The organism is Desulfopila sp. IMCC35008, from assembly GCF_010646885.2.
In the GTDB taxonomy this organism is placed as follows: Bacteria; Desulfobacterota; Desulfobulbia; order Desulfobulbales; family Desulfocapsaceae; genus Desulfopila.
Genome location: NZ_CP050700.1, coordinates 5,426,631 through 5,443,650, shown reverse-complemented (window position 1 = coordinate 5,443,650; position 17,020 = coordinate 5,426,631). Strand labels below are relative to the sequence as shown.

Genomic DNA, 17,020 nt, shown 5'->3' with positions numbered 1-17,020 from the left:
TTGGTGGCAGTAAAATTCTATCTGTCGTAGTATCCTCAGGAGGAGCACAATACTGAAACAAAGATATATTAGGGACAACATATCATTGAAGGATATTGTCATAAATGAGGAGATGCTGTTTACGGCAAGAGGCGATATAAATCGGAGGTCCGTTACCGGCTGCTTTATCTATCTTTTACTTTGGTTTGCCAATATTATCCCGAACAAACTCTATGTCAGCTCCCCTGAAATATGCCTGTGGTTCACGGTCGTTTTTATTCTCCTGAGTGCTGGCAGGGTCCTTCTGATGATCTCTTTCGAAACGATTTACCGGAAGAGTGCATTAAGCTGGAAGTTGCTCTTCTATCCCATTATCTGGTTGCCCGCAATATGCTGGGGCGCTCTCTGTTCCCTGTCAATGATTCTCCCCGAACTTGAGCCGTTTTCACTGGTTATCATCATTTGTACTGCAGGTCTTGCCGGTGGCGGTGTAACCGCGCTGTTGGCCAGCCGGGTCTTAACCATCGGACTGATCAGCTGCCTTTTACTGCCCGGTATGGTCACCGCTTTTCTATTTGCCGGGGACAATTTGTCACTGGGTCTTGTTTTTGGTATTTATTGGCTTGGTATGTATTCAATCACCCGGATTCAGCATCGGGAGTACTGGCGGGCCCTAAAATATTCTTTTATGATAAAGAGGTATAATACAGAGTTGGAGCGGTTGAATGCCCTGGATGGGCTGACCGGCCTCAAGAACAGGAGTTTTTTCGACAGTTCCCTGAAGAAGGAGATAAAGGCGGCTACCCGTGTCCAGGCAAGTATTTCGCTGTTATTAATCGATATCGATCATTTTAAGGTGATCAACGATCGGCATGGTCACCTGGTGGGTGATGAATGTTTACGGAGACTGTCGCTGGTATTGCAAAGTGAAGTGCAGCGGGAGACAGATATCGTTGCCCGGTATGGTGGAGAGGAGTTCGCAATTATCCTGCCCGGCAATGATTTGGAACATGCACTCTTCGTGGCCGAGAGGATACGGGCACGCGCAGAGGACATAGACCAGTATCATGGAGATATGAAAATCTCGTTTACGGTGAGTGTCGGGGTGGCAAGCTGTACGCCTTATCCTGGCTATAAGGAAGTACAGCTTATCGAGAAGGCCGACAGTGCCTTGTACAAGGCGAAGAACAGGGGCAGGAATAGTGTTTGTTCATAACTGTTCCCACCTTCTTTTTTTGTGGGCATGACCTGTCAGCCGACGGCCACCTCCGCACTTCTGGTATGGCAGAGTAGATTGGTGACAGCATTATATACATCGCGCAGGTAGACGACCCCCACGACTTTCCCTTCAGTACCGATTACCGGTAATCTCCTTCGTTGCTCCACCAGCATCAGGTCTGCACAACGCAAAATAGTTTCGTTATAGGATATGACCCGGACATCTTCGGTCATGATCTTTCCCACCGTCATTGAATCCAGCTTTTCTGTCCGATCAAGGCGGAGGCCGACCCAGGTTTTTTCATCTGTAATTTCATGCAAGTACATGAAAGAAGGGATAACAACTCGTAATATATCTCTCGTTGAGAGGATCCCAACCAATCTCATCTCGTTATCGAGTACAACAATGCCGTTTACGGCTAATCCGTGTCCGCGTTTTGTGTGCTGCATGGTTCGGATCGCCTCAAGGATCGACATTTCCGGTGTGAGCCAGTTGGTCAGCGGTTCCATTATGTCCTTAACTTTCATAATGCCTCCAGAGGTTCGCTTTACACTGCCGGTGGGAAGGTGATAATAGAGTGCATATTATCCATTTTAGGATGTTCTAATAGTACCATACAAAATCCGTTTTTATCAAATATATTTATGATAAAAATAACGAACACAGATGGCTGTCCCTGTAATCTGTGGTGCTCCCGGTAACCCTGAAGGATTCCTTAAAAAGGCCAGATGATCGGGATGAGTATCATTCCTGTGACAACCACGAAAATATTCAAGGGGATACCAAGTTTGAGATAATCCTTGAACCTGTATCCGCCCGGTCCGTACACCATGAGATTGGTCTGATAACCTACCGGAGTGGCAAAACAGGCACTCGCCCCAATAGAGATGCCGATAATAAATGGTTTGGGATCTACATGTATGCCGAGGGCTGTGGAGATGGCTATGGGCAGAAGCAGGACGGCCGTGGCGTTATTGGAAAGTATCTGGGTTGAAATGCTGGTGAGCAGGATAATCCCTCCCAGCACCAGAGTCGGAGACATGCCTTCGAACAGTTTCAGGAAGGCCTCAGCATACAGCTGGCTGGTGCCGCTTTTCTGCATGGCCGTACCGAGAGCAATGGTGCCTGCGATCAATAAAAGGACATCGCCCTGCAGTGACTTGTAGGCATCTCGCATCTGCAGGCAACCCGTAACAATCATCAGGAAGGCGGCGGTCAGGGCGCAGGTCATAATATCGGCAAGGCCAAGTGTTGCGGTCCCTACCATGCCGATAAAGTTGACTATCGACCAGATGGCCTTTCGTTTATGAATTATCTCTTCGTAGACATCTTCAATGACAATGCAGTCCTTGCCGGCCCGAATGGATTCCAGTTTTGATTCCGAACACCATATAAGGATGATATCCCCGGTCTGGAGCCGTACATCGTGAATCTGTCGTTCGCTGAGATGGAGATGACTTCGTTTAACGGCAATAACATGCACGTCCTCATCGGTTGCCAGGTCGGTGTTGTAAAGTTTTCTACCGCGCAGGGTGGAGTGTGGGGAGATAATGAGTTCAACGACAATGGGGGCATCTTTCTGGGCACCGAGAACCAACCCTTTTTCAGAACTGGGTAGTTCAACACCTTCTTTATGAAGGATAGCAACGAGATCATTGAGTGATCCCTTGGCCAGAAGTATATCCCCACCCTGGAGGGCAACTTCCTCCCGGCCGGGGTAATGAATCTGGGTACCGGTAATGACTTCGAGGACCTGCAGGGTGGGATAACGGCTGTTGAAGATGTCTCCAGAGCTGTGGCCAACCAGTGGTGAGTCTGTTTGGATCTGGAGTTCCGCCAAGTATTCCCTGTGTTCACTGTCCTGGAGGTGGCAGACCGGATTGGCAAGATCCGGCAAGACCTTGGGGGCAGCAATGAGGAGGAAGATAATGCCGATAACGGCAATGGGCACACCAATAATGGAGAGTTCAAACATCGACAGGGCCCCATAGCCGGAATCGTAACTCAAGTCGCTGATGATGATGTTTGTCGAGGTCCCGATCAGGGTGCAGGTGCCTGCCAGAATCGAGGCGTAGGATACTGGGATGAGAAACTTTGAAGGGCTGAGACCGTACTCACAACACATCGCCATGACCACGGGAATAAAGAGGATAACCACCGGGGTGTTGTTGATAAAGGCGGAAGCAACAGCCACGGAAATGAGCACAATTGTCAGGGCTACTGAAAAATTGCCACCAGCCATCCGGATAACCTGCCTGCCCAGGAACTCGACACCACCCGTACGCATCATGCCCTTACTGACCACGAACATGGCCCCGACGGTAATGACAGCCGGGTTGGCAAATCCACCGACTGCTTCTCTAGGGGAGAGGATGCCGCTGACTACCAGCAGTACCATGATGCCGATGGCCGTGAGGTCGACGGAAATTTTTTCAGTGATCAGCAGGTAAAGCGTTGCCAGCAGGATAAGCGTGATGATCCAGGTTTCCATAATAATAAAACCGTTGGGGGCTATGGTGAATTCGTGAAATAGAACAATTTCTATAAAGTAAGTACGGCAGGTGGGATTGGGTAGGGGAGGGAGGACGCGATAGCAGGGAATCCTGCTATCGCGGTGAAACGAGTGTGTCGTGATTGACTACTCACCCTCTTTTTCAAAGAGGTGCAGTCTGTTCGTTATTTTAAAGTAAGTCCGGCATCGCTGGCTGCATCAGCGATATGATCGACGAAGAGAGCGGCGAAATTATTATTAAGACCCAATCCTTTCAATACCGGCTGGACATCATAACCCTCCTTGTTCAGGATCGATTTCCAGGAGTCTTCTTCAGGACCTGCCATATCGTTGGTGGCATGGTCACCGGCAACGATCATAAACGGTTTGAGCATTACCTTCCTGGTCTTTGAGTACTTGAGATGGCTCATAAAATCATCCAAGGACGGTGAACCTTCAACAACGCCAATAAAGGTTGCTACATCCGGATACATTTCGCGCATTTTTTTCTGTGTTTCCGTATAAATTCCGGTTGACCAGTGCTCATTGCCATGGCCCATGTAGACCAGCATGGAGCCGCTTTTCCTGGCTGCTTCTGCATCTCCGGCAAGGGTCCTGCACACGGCTGCAACGTCTTCATGGTAGGAGTATGTGTCACCAGGCATGCCGAGTGCCGGGCGGCCCATAACCAGGGTGTCGATCGGCTTCCATCTATCTTTCATGGTGCGGATGGAGGCCAGTCCATTGACATACTGCTGGAGATCGTGGGATTGCTCCATAAAAAACATATGGGTTGGTTGGACGACGATATTGGTATAGCCGTCTTCAAGCAGGTCGCCGACAGTGGCAATAAAGTTTTTTATATAAAGGATTTCTTCCGGGATTCCCTGGTCCAGCCATTTTTGTGGTTCTGCCTGGCGTTTTTTCCATATGGAGCGGATGATATTGGAAGTAAAGGTGATGCGAACTTCTGTTTCCGGGTAGGCTTTTCTCACGGTATCGGAAATGTTGGTGATGGCTGATACGGCTTTCGGTACAGTCGTTCCGAAGCTTGCCAGGAGAATGGCGTTCTTGCCACTACCCGGTTTGCCCATGGTGCCTGAAGCAGAGGCAACAGTTACAGCCATACAAAGAGAAAGGACAATCACATACGAAAGGGTGTGCAACAGCTTAGTCATAATTTTTTTCTCCTCAAAAGGTATAGCTGGTCCGGCATAAAAAAATCCCCGACCATTAATAGAAAATGATCCGGGATGCCCTGTTATCTCGTATCTATAATGGGGGCCCTTGTCCAGAGGGAGATCCCCGACTTTTCTCCAGGCAGGTCTTCTGACTTCCGGATAATCCTACTGACTGCGCCTTCCCAACCACTCAATGAAGCAAGAGAGATATGTCAGTGACTTGTTGCAGCTTTCGTCCCCGGTTACAGCGATGGGCTCGTCCCCGATTCTCACAGGGTTCCCTTATGACCCGCGATGCATAGATGCAGTGCAACATGGGTACAGCCTTGATACAGGCACCTGAATTCATAACAGACAGACAACTATATCGATAGCGATAAGTCAAGAAAATATCATAAAAACGGTGTGCTACAAAGTACCACCGGTTTTCTCTCAGGCAATTCGATTACGTGGTTTAGGGCCTGCTACCTGCCAAGGATAGTATCGATTGAGTTACCGCTAACTCTCTCAAAATGTTGTTTTACGGTTAACGGGCACGTTCCTTGGACCAACTTGTCGGCCAGCCAGATGAGTTCTGCCTCCGACAGCTTTCCAGCCAGGCTGATACAATCCTGATGGTTGCCTATACATGGGACAAGGCCTGTGAGGCCTAGGCGACCGACGATCTCTCCCCCTGCCTGTTCATGGTTTGGCTGCCCTTTGCCAATATCATGCAACAGACCGGCGTTGTGCAACAGGTCCGGGTTCAGCTGAAGATCATTTGCTGACAGGGCTTCTCCAAGTTTGAGGGCGATCTCGGCAACCGCTTTTCCATGGGCCAGGCCTTTGGCTGGGAGAGTGGTGCGGGCAAGTATCGCCACCTCTTCGCGGCTGCCGATGCTCATGGAGGTGTGAAATTGTCTGAGAACAGTATAATCTTCCTCTGTATCCATATCCATCAGGACCGTTCGGTCCCATACCGGTATGTCGCGGCTGGGAAAACTCCGCAACAGTTTTTTTAAGCCGCCGTCACCATTGTAAGCAAGGATAGCCGGGATGTGGTGCGCGGGAATAAGCGGCGGGTGGCCGCGCCTGTCGTTGAATCGGGGATACAGTACAGCCGAGCCATCAAAAGAGGTGTGCAGTATGTCGATGGTCGCGGGACGAATAAGCGGGATATCCACCGGCAGCAGGAAAAAACCGTCCAGATCCCTATGCAGGTTTTTTACCCCCCTGCAAATTGAGCTGTACATGCCGCTGTCAAAGTTCGGGTTGAAAACAGAGACTGCTGATGTACCGAGGGCTGCTTCAACCTCATGAGCCAGGTGGCCGGTGACAACGATGGTCTGCTCCGGAGTACTGTTTTTGAAGAGGTCGACACACCGCCTGACAACTGTCCTGCCAGCTATCTGCAGTAACGGTTTGAACTCGACCATCCGTGAGGAGTAGCCTGCTGCCAGGATTATTACCCCGGTTCTCATGTGTTGAGGCCCGCACGGACCTGTATCAATTCGGCAACGATGGAGATCCCTATCTCTTCAGGGGTATCTGCACCGATGGAGATCCCTATGGGGCTGTGAACCCGCTGCAGATCGGCTTCGGTAAAACCGGACTGAAGCAGGGAATCGTAGACGGCCTTCCGTTTTTTACTGGAGCCGATCATGCCGATATAGCCAGCCTCCGTTTGCAGGCTCTGGGCGAGAACATCCCTGTCATGCATATGGCCCCGGGTGACGATAACTACATAATCGCCAGGTCCCATGTCAGTGATGCAATTGTCGAAATTCTCCAGGACGCGCACTTCCCTGGCTTCCGGGTAACGCGAACTGTTGGCAAATTCCTCACGGTCGTCCATGACAACCACTTCGAACCCTGTGAAAGCAGCCATCCGGGCGGTTGCCAGCGCCACATGACCGGCTCCCACCAAGTGTACCACACCCGGATGAGCCAGGGGCTCGATAAAATAATCATGGGTGTTCTCGTTCAGCAGGTATGGCTCTCTCCTGCTTTTTTCAGGTACGGTTGCAAGGATACTCTCCGGGATGAGTGATGATTCTTGCTCCTCCCCGAAAATTGCCATGCTGGGAACCGCGCCCCCATGAGGGATTGCGGTAATGAGAACAGGTCTGGTGGCCCGCAGATACATCTCCTGTAATTTTGTGAGCATCGACAGTTGCTCGGGCTCGATCCTCTGCAGCAGGACAGTGGCGGCGCCTCCGCAGACCATGCCGACGTCGGCAGCGTCGCTTGCGGTCATGGAGAATTCCTTCAACCTGAATGATTTTTCAGTTTCAAAAAGCTCCCTGGCTACCTTGTGACATTGACCTTCCAAAGCTCCGCCGCCCACAGTGCCATGGAGCGTTCCGTCCTTTGTAACCAGCATTCGTGCGCCGGAAGATCTGGGTACGGAGCCGGAACTGCGTATTATTGCCCCAATAACAACCGGTTCATTTTTTTGAAGATGTTGAGTAAGTGTATCAAGAATAAATCGCATCGTTTGTCCTATTACTTTCGTCTATCGCTTATTGCTCGCTTCAGGGTGTGATCGGTACCACACGTTTCAACTTCATGTATCTCACCTCGCCGCAGCTTATTTACACTCACCGCCACCTGGAGAATTGGATGACAAAGCAAAAGCGAGCTGATAAGCGGTTTAAATGCCCTGAAACCGGAGTGTGCTGAGTAGAGAATATCGAGTTTGTCTCCATTGTCTGACGATCCAGGGATGGTCCTGTAATCGAGAAGGACCGGTTGGGTTTAGAGCAAATCGTCCAGTTCATTACTGCAAAGTAAACCGCCTGATGATAACTGGCAAGATTGCATCCTGCCGGTTATGGAATTCAGTCTGGCGGTGATTGCACCAGAGGCATAGGATGAGTGGTAAAGTATGCTCCTGTAGCCCTGTCACTTATCTGGTAACTCGTACACGTTAGCCATGAAAGGATGGGCAATGTTAAGCAGATTTTCACGGGCAAGGAACGACTCGCCAAGAGTCTCTCCATCTTTGAACCTGTGATGCTTTTCCTGATAATGACAAGGCCTGACGATTTCTGACAATGAAGGTACGTTAGAAGGATGCTGTAGTGGAATAATTCTAAAAGGAATCAGCCGGTGCCAATGAGAGGGAAAGCCGGGGCACCGGCTGTGAGCGAGAGGAGGGACGGCGGTGAGATTTTGGATGTGCCTCCAACTTGAACAGATACGCGTAGACTACGAGTTTTCTGAATTTTCAAGGACCTTGAAGGCACGAGTAATCTATTGAAAGTCCCAGAACGTATCAATTTCCTTGCCGGTGAAGTCAAAGACGACATTATGCGGCGGGAGGGGTTCGTTATAAAAGAACTCCGGCAACCTGTCGTCAAGGTTGGTGAAGCCCGCCTTGAGGTTGAAGGTATGTTCTGTTTCCAGGATATGTTTGCCCAGATTGGTTACATCATCTGCGGTCAGCTCAATCCCGAACCGGGCGTTGAGCATGTCAATTACAGCCGGTAAACATTCTTCGTTATCCAGAGCCGCAAAAGCGATGAACAGGCACATGCCGGTTGAATCTATGGCAGCGGTTGCGATCTGGAGGTTTCTGGACAGTTCGACCTGGCCTTCCTTGGTGAGTGGATCGACAGAGCCGCCCACACCGAGGATGTTGGTGGCGATGGTGTAGCCCATGGTGTGATCTGCACCCTGGGTGGAGGTGGCGTAGGTGATGCCGATACCTTTTATGGCACGCGGATCATACGCCGGAATGCCCTGACCCTTGACGACCGGGACGCGGGTCATGCCGTATGCTTTTCCAACAGACTCGGCACCATTGCCGATGATGCGACCGAGACCGGTTCCGTTGGTGACTTCTTCACGGAGTATCCGGCATGCCTCTGCGCCGTCACCGAATGCCAAAACGCCTGCCTCCATGGCAACCGCCATGGCCACGGAGGTCTCGATACTGTCGATACCGATGTCATCCATGATGGCATCCGCTTCAGCGATGTGATCGAGGTTCTCAACACAGCAGTCGGCGCCCATGGCCCAGATTGACTCGTACTCGAATCCTGAAGTCAGTTTGTTGCCCTTGAGGTCATTATAAATCTGGGAGCACTGGATAACACACCCGGCATGGCAGTTATGCTTTGGTTTACCGCCGCGCTCTTCGATCAGGTCGAACATGGTTTCACCGGAAATCTTATCGTGACCTTCAAACTGGCCCTGGGTGAAGTTTCTCGTCGGCAGTCCGCCGGATTCATTAATAACGTTCACCAGGACATTGGTGCCGTACTGGGCGAGGCTTTGGGTAACAGGGTGGTCGACCAGGGATTTGGCAAAGGTTCTGTTCGCGGCCTTGAACTTCTCAGGATCGGCGATTTCGACCTTGCCGTCACCGGGGTCGACAGTGATGAATTTAACTTTTTTGGAGCCCATGACGGCTCCCAGACCGCCTCGTCCGCCGGAACGGATATTGCCGTCCGGATCCTTGACGGAAATATTGGCACCTGACAGCTTCATTTCACCGGCCTGACCAATGGTGATGATTCCGAACTTGGGGTCCACACGGTCTGTGAGGGTTTTTATGATCTCGAAATTCCCTTTACCGATGAGCTCGCTTTCCTCATTGAGGGTGGCCCCGGCGCTGGATAATGAAATACTGTACCACTTGTCTTCTTTCGGCAGGCCTTCAACAATAAGGGCCTTACAACCGCAACGGGCAAACAACTGTGCTGCAGTACCACCTGCATTGGCTTCCTTGATGGTTCCTGTAAGGGGGCTTTTGGCACCCATTGACAGACGACCGGAATTGGCGGCTACGGTACCGCTGAGGAGCCCGGGTGCAAAGACAAGTTTATTATTGGGTCCAAGCGGATGGCATGTCGGCTCGACTTCGGCGGCGACAATAGTTGAAGTGAGACCTCGCCCACCATGTCCTGCCCAGGCTTCAGGGACAGTTTCCACACTGGTTGTAAGGTCCGTCATGTTCACACGAAAAATCTTATCTGTCATTACTCTCACCTCGGGCTTGTTATACAGGTACATCTGCAAATGAAAAATTAAGTGAACAGTTATCCTGCTTACTGGTCACATATGATGTGCTGGGAAATTATGTTGAGTGCGCGGAACCCGCCCGGAAGGCAATATGAGCAGGTCCCGCGGGAGGAGAACTTACAGAGCCGCTTTATAAATGGCAGCTACATCAAGATCAGATGGAACTCGTGGGTTGGTCAGCCCGCAGGCATCTTTTTGGGCATTGCCGGTCATGGTTTCGATATCTTCTTCTTTCACTTCCTTGCCGTAACGCTTGCCGAGTTCGATAAGGCCGGATGGGATACCGATATCGGAAGAGAGCTTACGGATTGCTTCCAGGGCCAGGTCGGCTGCATCGCGCGTTGAGAGTCCCATGGTGTCTTCACCCATCAGCTGTGCGATCTTGGCAAATCGTTCCATTTTGGCGATCAGGTTAAATTCGGAGACATGGGGCAGCAGGATGGCGTTGCACTCGCCGTGGGGCAGGTCGTAGAAGCCGCCAAGCTGGTGGGCCATGGCATGGACGTGACCGAGGCTGGCGTTATTGAAAGCCATTCCGGCCAGGTACTGGGCGTAACACATTCCCTCGCGGGCATTGATGTCGTTGCCGTTGGCAACAGCCGGGCGCAGGTGAGAGGCGATAAGCTCAATTGCTTTCTCCGCTGCTGAGTCAGTCATGGGGGTAGCGATGGTCGAGACATACGCCTCCACCGCGTGGGTGAGGGCGTCCATGCCGGTGGCGGCGGTCAGTGCAGGAGGCATTCCCATCATCAGCATTGGATCGTCAATGGCGATATTGGGGGTGCAGCGCCAGTCGACGATAGCCATCTTCACCTTTCTTGAGGTATCGGTGATGATGCAGAAACGGGTCATCTCAGAGGCGGTTCCGGCGGTAGTGTTCACTGCAACATAGGGAGGCATTGATTTGGTGGATTTATCCACACCCTCGAAGTCCTGGATCTTACCTTCGTTGGCAACAACAAGGCCGACCCCCTTGCCACAGTCATGTGAGGAGCCGCCTCCAAGGGTGATCAGGCTGTCACAGCCGTTATTTCTGTAAACATCCACACCGTCGTGAACGTTGGTGTCGGTGGGGTTGGGAATGGTTTCGTCAAATACCACATATTCCATTTTTGCAGCGTCCAGCAGATCAGTGATCTCCTTGGTTATTCCCGCTGCGGTGATGCCCTTGTCGGTGACGATGAGTGGTTTGGTTCCGCCGAGAGCTGCAATTTTTCCAGGTATCTCTTTCGCTGCTCCGATGCCTATCAGGGTAACACTGGGGATAAAGTAACCGTATACCTCTTCACGAATTGCCATAACACACCTCGATTTTATGTTTATTGGGAAAGGACCGGCTAGTAAGCAGGGAGGCTTCAGTAGTCGGCACATTCATACAAACGACAGTGCCAATCTAGCAAGAGGTATGCCTGTTTTGTAAATCTAATAAAATCAGTAGCATAGGGTTTGAAGGTGTCACCGGTCTCAGGGAAGGTTGACCCGGGCACATCCTGGAAAGGTCCTTGCCGGGGAAAATAACATAGAGATAAAACGTCTGGAGCTGCAGAGAATACAGGGTAAAAAATCACCCCGGGTCAAAATGACCCGGGGTGATGGGGGAATGGGTACTTTTGTCTTCCTGTTCAGGCCGATGGTTCCAAATACTTGTTCATTTTTCGATAGAGTGTTTTCCGGCTTATGCCCAATGCCTCGGCGGTCTTTTGCCGGTTGCCGTTATGAAAGTCGAGGATCTTGAGGATATGTTTCTTCTCGATTGCCTCAAGGGTCAGGTTGTCACCATCCGTGTCGTTATCGTCAACCATCTCTGCCGGCAGACATCTTTCGGTGATGAGATTGTTCTCAGAGAGGATGATGGATCGTTCGATCACGTTTCGCAACTCACGGACATTGCCGGGCCAGCCGTAATTCATGATACAGTTCATGGCCCCGGTGGCGATGCGGTATTCACCGCTATCGGGTGCCAGCTTGGCGAGGAAGTAATCGACCAGCAGGGGCAGGTCCTCTTTACGCTCACAGAGCGGGGGGATTTCTATGCGGAAGGCATTGATCCGGTGAAGGAAGGCCTCGTTAAAATTCCCATCCCGGACTTCCCGGGCAAGGTCACGGTTGGTGGCAAAAAGAAAGCGGATATTGACGACCCTTTCATCCTTTTCCCCAACCCTCCGAAATGTCTGGGTCTCCAGAACCCGGAGCAGCGAGGCCTGGACACCCGCTGGAAGCTCACCTATCTCGTCAAGGAAAAGAGTGGAATCATGAGCATAGGTTAACAACCCTTCACTGGACTCCTCGGCCCCAGTGAAGGCGCCTTTCCTGTGTCCGAAGAGTTCGCTTCGGGCCAGCTCCTTCTGCAGGGAGGCGCAGTTCTTGATCACGATCTGTTTCTCTGCCCGCAGTGACCGCTGGTGAATCATCCTGGCAACCACGTCTTTTCCGGCACCTGATTCGCCGGTGATCAGTACCGGTATGGAAGCTGGGGCGACTTTCTCGATCAGGAACCGGATATCCCGGATTGCCCTGGAGTTGCCGATCAGCCGGGCGGGGAGTTGATCGGAGGAGTTGTTGCGGAGAATCGTGTTTTCCCGGGCCAGGACAACGCGCTGGTGGGCTTTTTCAACCACCATTTCCATCTGGTCGAGATTAAACGGTTTACGGATGAAGTCGTAGGCTCCCAGCTTCATCGCCTCGACTGCGCTGTCTACGTCCCCGTGACCGGTGATCATGACCACCTCGGTATGGGGAACCAGTTCCTTGATCTCGATCAGCAGCTCCAGCCCCTTGACGTCGGGCAACCGCAGGTCCAGCAGGATGACGTCAAACCAGTAGTTGATCGCCATGGTCATGGCGTCCGCCCCGTTTTCAGCAACCAGTACGTGTCTTTCAGGCGTTGCCAGTTCTTTGGAGAGGAGTCTGCGGATCGGTTCTTCGTCATCGACCACCAGCACCTTGTACTTCTCTTCAGTCATCGTTTCCCTCTCCCGGCAGGGTGACCTTGAAAGAGGCTCCCTTGCCTGCATCGCTGCAGACAAATATTTCCCCATGATGATTCTGGACGATGGAATAACACATCGATAAACCAATACCGATGCCCTGGCCCACCTGCTTGGTAGAAAAGAACGGCTCAAACAGTTTGTCCTGGATATCCCACGGGATGCCGCAACCTGTATCTTCAACGATCAGCTCGACGGTGCCGCGCTGACCGGTACGGGTGGTGATATCGATGCGTCCGCCTTCACCGGTGGCGTCGAAGGCGTTGGTTATCAGGTTGATGATCACTTGCTTGAGCTGGGATTCGTCGCCGAGGATGACGGGCAGGTCCTGGCCCAGGTCGGTCTCAACGGTGACCCCGTGCCGGTCTTTGAAATGATGTTTGAGGATAAAGAGGGTGTCATTGACGCACTTGTTCATGTCTACGGTACTCAGGCGGGAGCCGACAGGGCGGCTGAAGGTGAGCAGGGTCCGGACGATATCGCGGCAGCGCAGGCACTCGCTCATGATGGTGGCGGTGTATTCCCGGAAATCGTCCGCCAGTTCCTTGTCGACAGCCTGCTCGAGTTTGCCCAGCTTGCGCTGCAACCCCTCGGCAAAGCCGCTGATGGCAGCCAGCGGGTTATTGATTTCATGGGCGACACCGGCTGCGAGGGTGCCGACGGTGGCCATTTTCTCTGCCTGGTAGAATTTATCCTGGTACTCCTTTTCCAGGGTGACATCGCGTTTAAAGAGCAACGCCTGACGCTCACCGGTCGGATCGCTTTTCAACGGCGAGGCGATAATCTCAAAATGCTTTATGCCATTGCCAACCCGGTAAGAGGACCTCTCTTTAACCACCTGCCTGTTATCAAGAGCTTTTCTGACCGGGCAGTCCGGGCACGGGCTCTTGCGTTTTCTAAGCAGCTCGTAACAGTGCAGCGTGGTCGGGTCGACATCGGGGTAGCGCTTGTTCACCACATGGTTGACTCGTAATATTCTCAAGTCGTCTGAGAGAACGAGCATCAGGTCGGTAATTCCATCCAGGACGGCCTGCATCTCTTGCCGCTTTTTTTCCAGCTTGAGGTTGGTTGTTTTGAGCTGCTCGACTTTTTGCTGCAGATCCTGATAAAAACCGAGCTTGCAATGTTCTATGCCGATCAGGTCTTCCAGGGTCGGAGCGCTCATTACCAGACCTCCATACAAATATTATGAAGCTCGTTCCAGGTAGCCGGTTGCGGGTTGGTGAGGTTGCAGGCATCGTTGACCGCTACCTTGCAGATCGGCTCCAGATACTGTTTCTGTTTTTCGCTCAATTCCTGGTGCAGTTTGGTGTGGACGCCAAGAGTTGCAAAGAAATTTTCAAGTTTCATAATGCCTGCCAGGGCTGTCTCCTCATTGTTACCCTGGCTTTTTTTAAGGATCACCTTGCCGATATGAGCCATCTTTTCGGGAGCCAGACGGGCGTTATGGCGCATGACAGCTGTAAGTAATATTGGGTGGACCACCCCGTGGGGCATATCGAAATAACCGCCGAGGGAGTGGGCCAGGGCATGTTCGGCCCCAAGGCTTGCGTTGCTGAAGGCCATCGAGGCAGAAACGGAAGCGACACTGAGCTGTTCCAGGGCATCCAGCGATCGGGTCTTGATAGCGCTGGGCAGGCTTTCCAGGATGATGTCAATCGCCTTTAACGAATGCATCTCGGTAAAAGGGGAGGAAATGGTCGACATGTAGGATTCGATGGCGTGGGCCAGGGCATCGACGGCGGAGTGGATGATGAGGGTTTCACTCTTGGTCCTCAGTATCAGCGGATCGACAATGGAAATGTTGGGGACGAGAGTGCGGGTAATGATGGACATCTTGACCCCTCTCTGGACATCGGTGATGATGCAGAATTGTGAGATATCCGAACCGCTGCCAGCGGTGGTTGTAATAAGAACCATCGGCGGCAGGGGTCGGTTGACGCGGTTGGCTCCCTCGTAATCCTGGATGCGGCCGCCATTGGAAGCCAGGATGGCGATCCCCTTGGCGGTATCGAGGGCGCTGCCGCCGCCGATGGCGATGATCACATCCGTGCCGTTCTTCCGGTAGAGCTCGGCACCCAGTTCCACCTCTGAATCCCGCGGATTAGAAGTCACTCCAGGGTAGTAGACCCACTCAATTCCTTCACTTTTAAGGATATCTGTGAGTTTATCGACCCAGCCAGCCTCCTCGATACCGGAATCACTGACCAGGAAAACTTTTTTTGCACCCAGCCGCAGGGCGCACTGCCCCGCATGGTTGATGCTGCCGCGGCCGAAGATGACTTCCGGGATGGCAAATTTGGTTACGTCCATGGATACCTCAAGGTTGAAGGGCTCAAGTGGGGAAGGGTGCCGTGTGTCGAATAAACTATGCTACATCCGGGAACCATCGTCCACAATAATTTCTGCAACCGGAGGGCGCCGGGGTTTAGACCTCAGGTCTGACCCCTCATAAGGGAGAGGGCGGCTCAGGGAGAAAAATAATCAGTTCTGTCCTTCATGATACGAGTGGGTCAGCAAATCTTCCAGGGTAACAATCTCGAGGGCGGAGTGGTGGGTGGCCATCAGGATTACAGGTGGGGCCATGCCGTGGTCGAGCGCCTCTTTCCAGCGCGGGGCGCAAAGGCACCAGCGGTCGCCGGGTTTTAAACCCGGAAAGTCAAACATCGGCATGGGGGTAGACAAATCGTTGCCCACCGCTTTTGAAAACATCAAAAATTCCGCAGTGACACGGACACAAATGACGTGCCTGCCGACATCCCCTACGATTTCCAGGCAGCTCCCTTCCCGGGTATAACCGGTAAGCGGATTGGTGTTGCAGGTTTCAAGGGGTGTACCGAGCACGTTGATACTCATCTGTTCCTCCGGGGTGCTGGAGAAGGGCCGCCGCCCGAATGAGTTCGTGCGGCGGTTTCCGTTTGGGCTGTTATTTACTGAGCTCTTCTGATGTCTGGATATAATTGTATTCGGAGATGGTTGTCCAGGCGCGTGCCTTTTTCATGTAGGCACGTTGTGATTCCAGGACCTCCTTGAATCCTGCATCCTTTGTTGCATATTCGTCATACAGTTCGTCGGCCGCCTTTTTCATCGCCTGTAATACCGGCTTCGGAAAGGTTTTGACCTCGATGTTCGGGTATTCTGTTTTCATCTGGGCCCACGCTTCAGCGCTGCCGGCAAAGTTGTCCGAGTACATATCGGCGGTTGCAGCCTTCATGGCGGTGACCAGCATGGCCTGGTATTCCGGCGGTAATTTTTCGTACTCTCTCTTGTTGATCAGGAACTGCAGCTCGGTGGCAGGCTCGTGCCAGCCGGTGTAATAGTAGGGTGCGATCTTGTGGAATCCCATCTTGATATCCATGGCGGGTCCGACCCACTCAAGGGCGTCGATGGTGCCGCGATCAAGAGACGTGTAGAGCTCACCCGGAGGAATATTGGTGACATTGACGCCGAGCTTGGCAAACACCTCACCGGCAAGACCCGGGATACGCATCTTCAGTCCCTTGAGATCATCCAGTGAGTTGATTTCTTTCTGGAACCAGCCACCCATCTGGACGCCTGTATTACCCCCCGGAAAGCTCAGCACATTAAACTTGTCGTAGGTTTTTTGCATCAGCTCCATGCCGCCGCCGTGGTAAAACCAGGCATTTTGCTCATCCACGTTCATACCGAACGGGACGGTGCAGAAAAATACGGTGGAGATGTCCTTGCCTTTCCAGTAATAAGAGGCTGTGTGGCCCATCTCATACTGGCCGCCTTTGGTCATGTCGAGAATCCCAAGAGCCGCCTTGTGTTTTTCGGCGCCCTCTACCCGGATGATGAAATTACCGCCGCTCATTTCTTCAACCATCTTGGCGAAGTTGAAGACAGCGGTGGAGAATGGGGCAAGGGTGGAAGACCAGGTCATGGCCAGCTTCCAACGGACTTTTTTCTGGGCCATGGCCGGTGTGGCGATAATGAGCAGAATGGATAAAGCGATCAACATCCGAAAAACACGTTTCATTGCAACCTCCTCTGGTAGAGTAGCTTTGGTGGTAAAGCCCCGTGGGGCTCGTGATATCACAAAAAAGCTGGGTCTCTGGTGAGAGCCCGGTTTTATGATCGGAAATGAAAGTTTTTCAGTCGTACTGTACATCCTGACGAACGGTCGCCTCCCGCA

Annotated in this window: 13 protein-coding genes and 1 riboswitch; of the genes, 1 reads left to right on the top strand and 12 read right to left on the bottom strand. The window is 52.2% G+C overall.

The genetic code is table 11. From position 1 onward, the window contains the following. The first annotated feature begins 85 nt into the window (after window positions 1–85). On the top strand, window positions 86–1,195 hold the full coding sequence (locus GA520_RS23250; RefSeq protein ID WP_163335809.1) for a GGDEF domain-containing protein: 1,110 nt from the start codon (window positions 86–88) through the stop codon (window positions 1,193–1,195). 35 nt (window positions 1,196–1,230) lie between these two features. Here GA520_RS23250 and GA520_RS23245 read toward each other — a convergent pair whose 3' ends face one another. From GA520_RS23245 to GA520_RS23190, 12 genes are all read right to left on the bottom strand, one after another. After that, window positions 1,231–1,725 carry an HPP family protein gene (locus GA520_RS23245; RefSeq protein WP_163335808.1) on the bottom strand — a complete coding sequence of 165 codons (495 nt, stop codon included), beginning with the start codon at window positions 1,723–1,725 and terminating at the stop codon, window positions 1,231–1,233. Window positions 1,726–1,913: 188 nt separating this feature from the next. Next, the gene (locus GA520_RS23240; protein WP_163335807.1) at window positions 1,914–3,689 is read right to left on the bottom strand and encodes an SLC13 family permease; all 1,776 of its coding nucleotides are present in this window, start codon (window positions 3,687–3,689) and stop codon (window positions 1,914–1,916) included. Window positions 3,690–3,874: 185 nt separating this feature from the next. Then, window positions 3,875–4,867 carry a sirohydrochlorin cobaltochelatase gene (locus GA520_RS23235; protein ID WP_163335806.1) on the bottom strand — a complete coding sequence of 331 codons (993 nt, stop codon included), beginning with the start codon at window positions 4,865–4,867 and terminating at the stop codon, window positions 3,875–3,877. Between the two features lie 123 nt (window positions 4,868–4,990). Further along, a riboswitch (cobalamin riboswitch) is annotated at window positions 4,991–5,228 on the bottom strand. Between the two features lie 106 nt (window positions 5,229–5,334). Next, window positions 5,335–6,330, bottom strand: coding sequence for a DVU_1551 family NTP transferase (locus GA520_RS23230; RefSeq protein WP_163335805.1), 996 nt, complete (start codon window positions 6,328–6,330; stop codon window positions 5,335–5,337). After that, a complete protein-coding gene (locus GA520_RS23225; RefSeq protein WP_163335804.1) occupies window positions 6,327–7,343 on the bottom strand; it encodes an XdhC family aldehyde oxidoreductase maturation factor in 1,017 nt (338 codons plus the stop codon). The genes GA520_RS23230 and GA520_RS23225 overlap by 4 nt, the downstream gene beginning before the upstream one ends. 761 nt (window positions 7,344–8,104) lie before the next feature. Beyond that, on the bottom strand, window positions 8,105–9,835 hold the full coding sequence (locus GA520_RS23220) for an aldehyde ferredoxin oxidoreductase family protein (RefSeq protein ID WP_163335803.1): 1,731 nt from the start codon (window positions 9,833–9,835) through the stop codon (window positions 8,105–8,107). 159 nt (window positions 9,836–9,994) lie between these two features. Further along, on the bottom strand, window positions 9,995–11,176 hold the full coding sequence (locus GA520_RS23215) for an iron-containing alcohol dehydrogenase (RefSeq protein WP_163335802.1): 1,182 nt from the start codon (window positions 11,174–11,176) through the stop codon (window positions 9,995–9,997). A 323-nt stretch (window positions 11,177–11,499) separates the two neighbouring features. Then, on the bottom strand, window positions 11,500–12,840 hold the full coding sequence (locus GA520_RS23210) for a sigma-54 dependent transcriptional regulator (protein WP_163335801.1): 1,341 nt from the start codon (window positions 12,838–12,840) through the stop codon (window positions 11,500–11,502). Next, window positions 12,833–14,029 carry an ATP-binding protein gene (locus GA520_RS23205; RefSeq protein ID WP_163335800.1) on the bottom strand — a complete coding sequence of 399 codons (1,197 nt, stop codon included), beginning with the start codon at window positions 14,027–14,029 and terminating at the stop codon, window positions 12,833–12,835. Before GA520_RS23205 ends, GA520_RS23210 begins: the two co-directional genes overlap by 8 nt. Further along, window positions 14,029–15,177, bottom strand: a complete 1,149-nt coding sequence (locus GA520_RS23200) for an iron-containing alcohol dehydrogenase (RefSeq protein WP_163335799.1) — start codon at window positions 15,175–15,177, stop codon at window positions 14,029–14,031. Before GA520_RS23200 ends, GA520_RS23205 begins: the two co-directional genes overlap by 1 nt. Window positions 15,178–15,348: 171 nt before the next feature. After that, window positions 15,349–15,720 carry a DUF2237 family protein gene (locus GA520_RS23195; protein ID WP_163335798.1) on the bottom strand — a complete coding sequence of 124 codons (372 nt, stop codon included), beginning with the start codon at window positions 15,718–15,720 and terminating at the stop codon, window positions 15,349–15,351. Between the two features lie 70 nt (window positions 15,721–15,790). After that, entirely contained in the window at window positions 15,791–16,864 is a 1,074-nt protein-coding gene (locus GA520_RS23190; RefSeq protein ID WP_163335797.1) for a TRAP transporter substrate-binding protein, read from the bottom strand. Window positions 16,865–17,020 lie beyond the last annotated feature (156 nt).

Excerpts from the sequence above, each read along its gene's own strand:
- GA520_RS23195 (WP_163335798.1), bottom strand. The coding sequence starts at position 15,720 with ATGAGTATCAACGTGCTCGGTACACCCCTTGAAACCTGCAACACCAAT.
- GA520_RS23205 (WP_163335800.1), bottom strand. The coding sequence starts at position 14,029 with ATGAGCGCTCCGACCCTGGAAGACCTGATCGGCATAGAACATTGCAAG.
- GA520_RS23225 (WP_163335804.1), bottom strand. The coding sequence starts at position 7,343 with ATGCGATTTATTCTTGATACACTTACTCAACATCTTCAAAAAAATGAA.
- GA520_RS23230 (WP_163335805.1), bottom strand. The coding sequence starts at position 6,330 with ATGAGAACCGGGGTAATAATCCTGGCAGCAGGCTACTCCTCACGGATG.
- GA520_RS23220 (WP_163335803.1), bottom strand. The coding sequence starts at position 9,835 with ATGACAGATAAGATTTTTCGTGTGAACATGACGGACCTTACAACCAGT.
- GA520_RS23200 (WP_163335799.1), bottom strand. The coding sequence starts at position 15,177 with ATGGACGTAACCAAATTTGCCATCCCGGAAGTCATCTTCGGCCGCGGC.
- GA520_RS23190 (WP_163335797.1), bottom strand. The coding sequence starts at position 16,864 with ATGAAACGTGTTTTTCGGATGTTGATCGCTTTATCCATTCTGCTCATT.
- GA520_RS23215 (WP_163335802.1), bottom strand. The coding sequence starts at position 11,176 with ATGGCAATTCGTGAAGAGGTATACGGTTACTTTATCCCCAGTGTTACC.
- GA520_RS23235 (WP_163335806.1), bottom strand. The coding sequence starts at position 4,867 with ATGACTAAGCTGTTGCACACCCTTTCGTATGTGATTGTCCTTTCTCTT.
- GA520_RS23240 (WP_163335807.1), bottom strand. The coding sequence starts at position 3,689 with ATGGAAACCTGGATCATCACGCTTATCCTGCTGGCAACGCTTTACCTG.
- GA520_RS23210 (WP_163335801.1), bottom strand. The coding sequence starts at position 12,840 with ATGACTGAAGAGAAGTACAAGGTGCTGGTGGTCGATGACGAAGAACCG.
- GA520_RS23245 (WP_163335808.1), bottom strand. The coding sequence starts at position 1,725 with ATGAAAGTTAAGGACATAATGGAACCGCTGACCAACTGGCTCACACCG.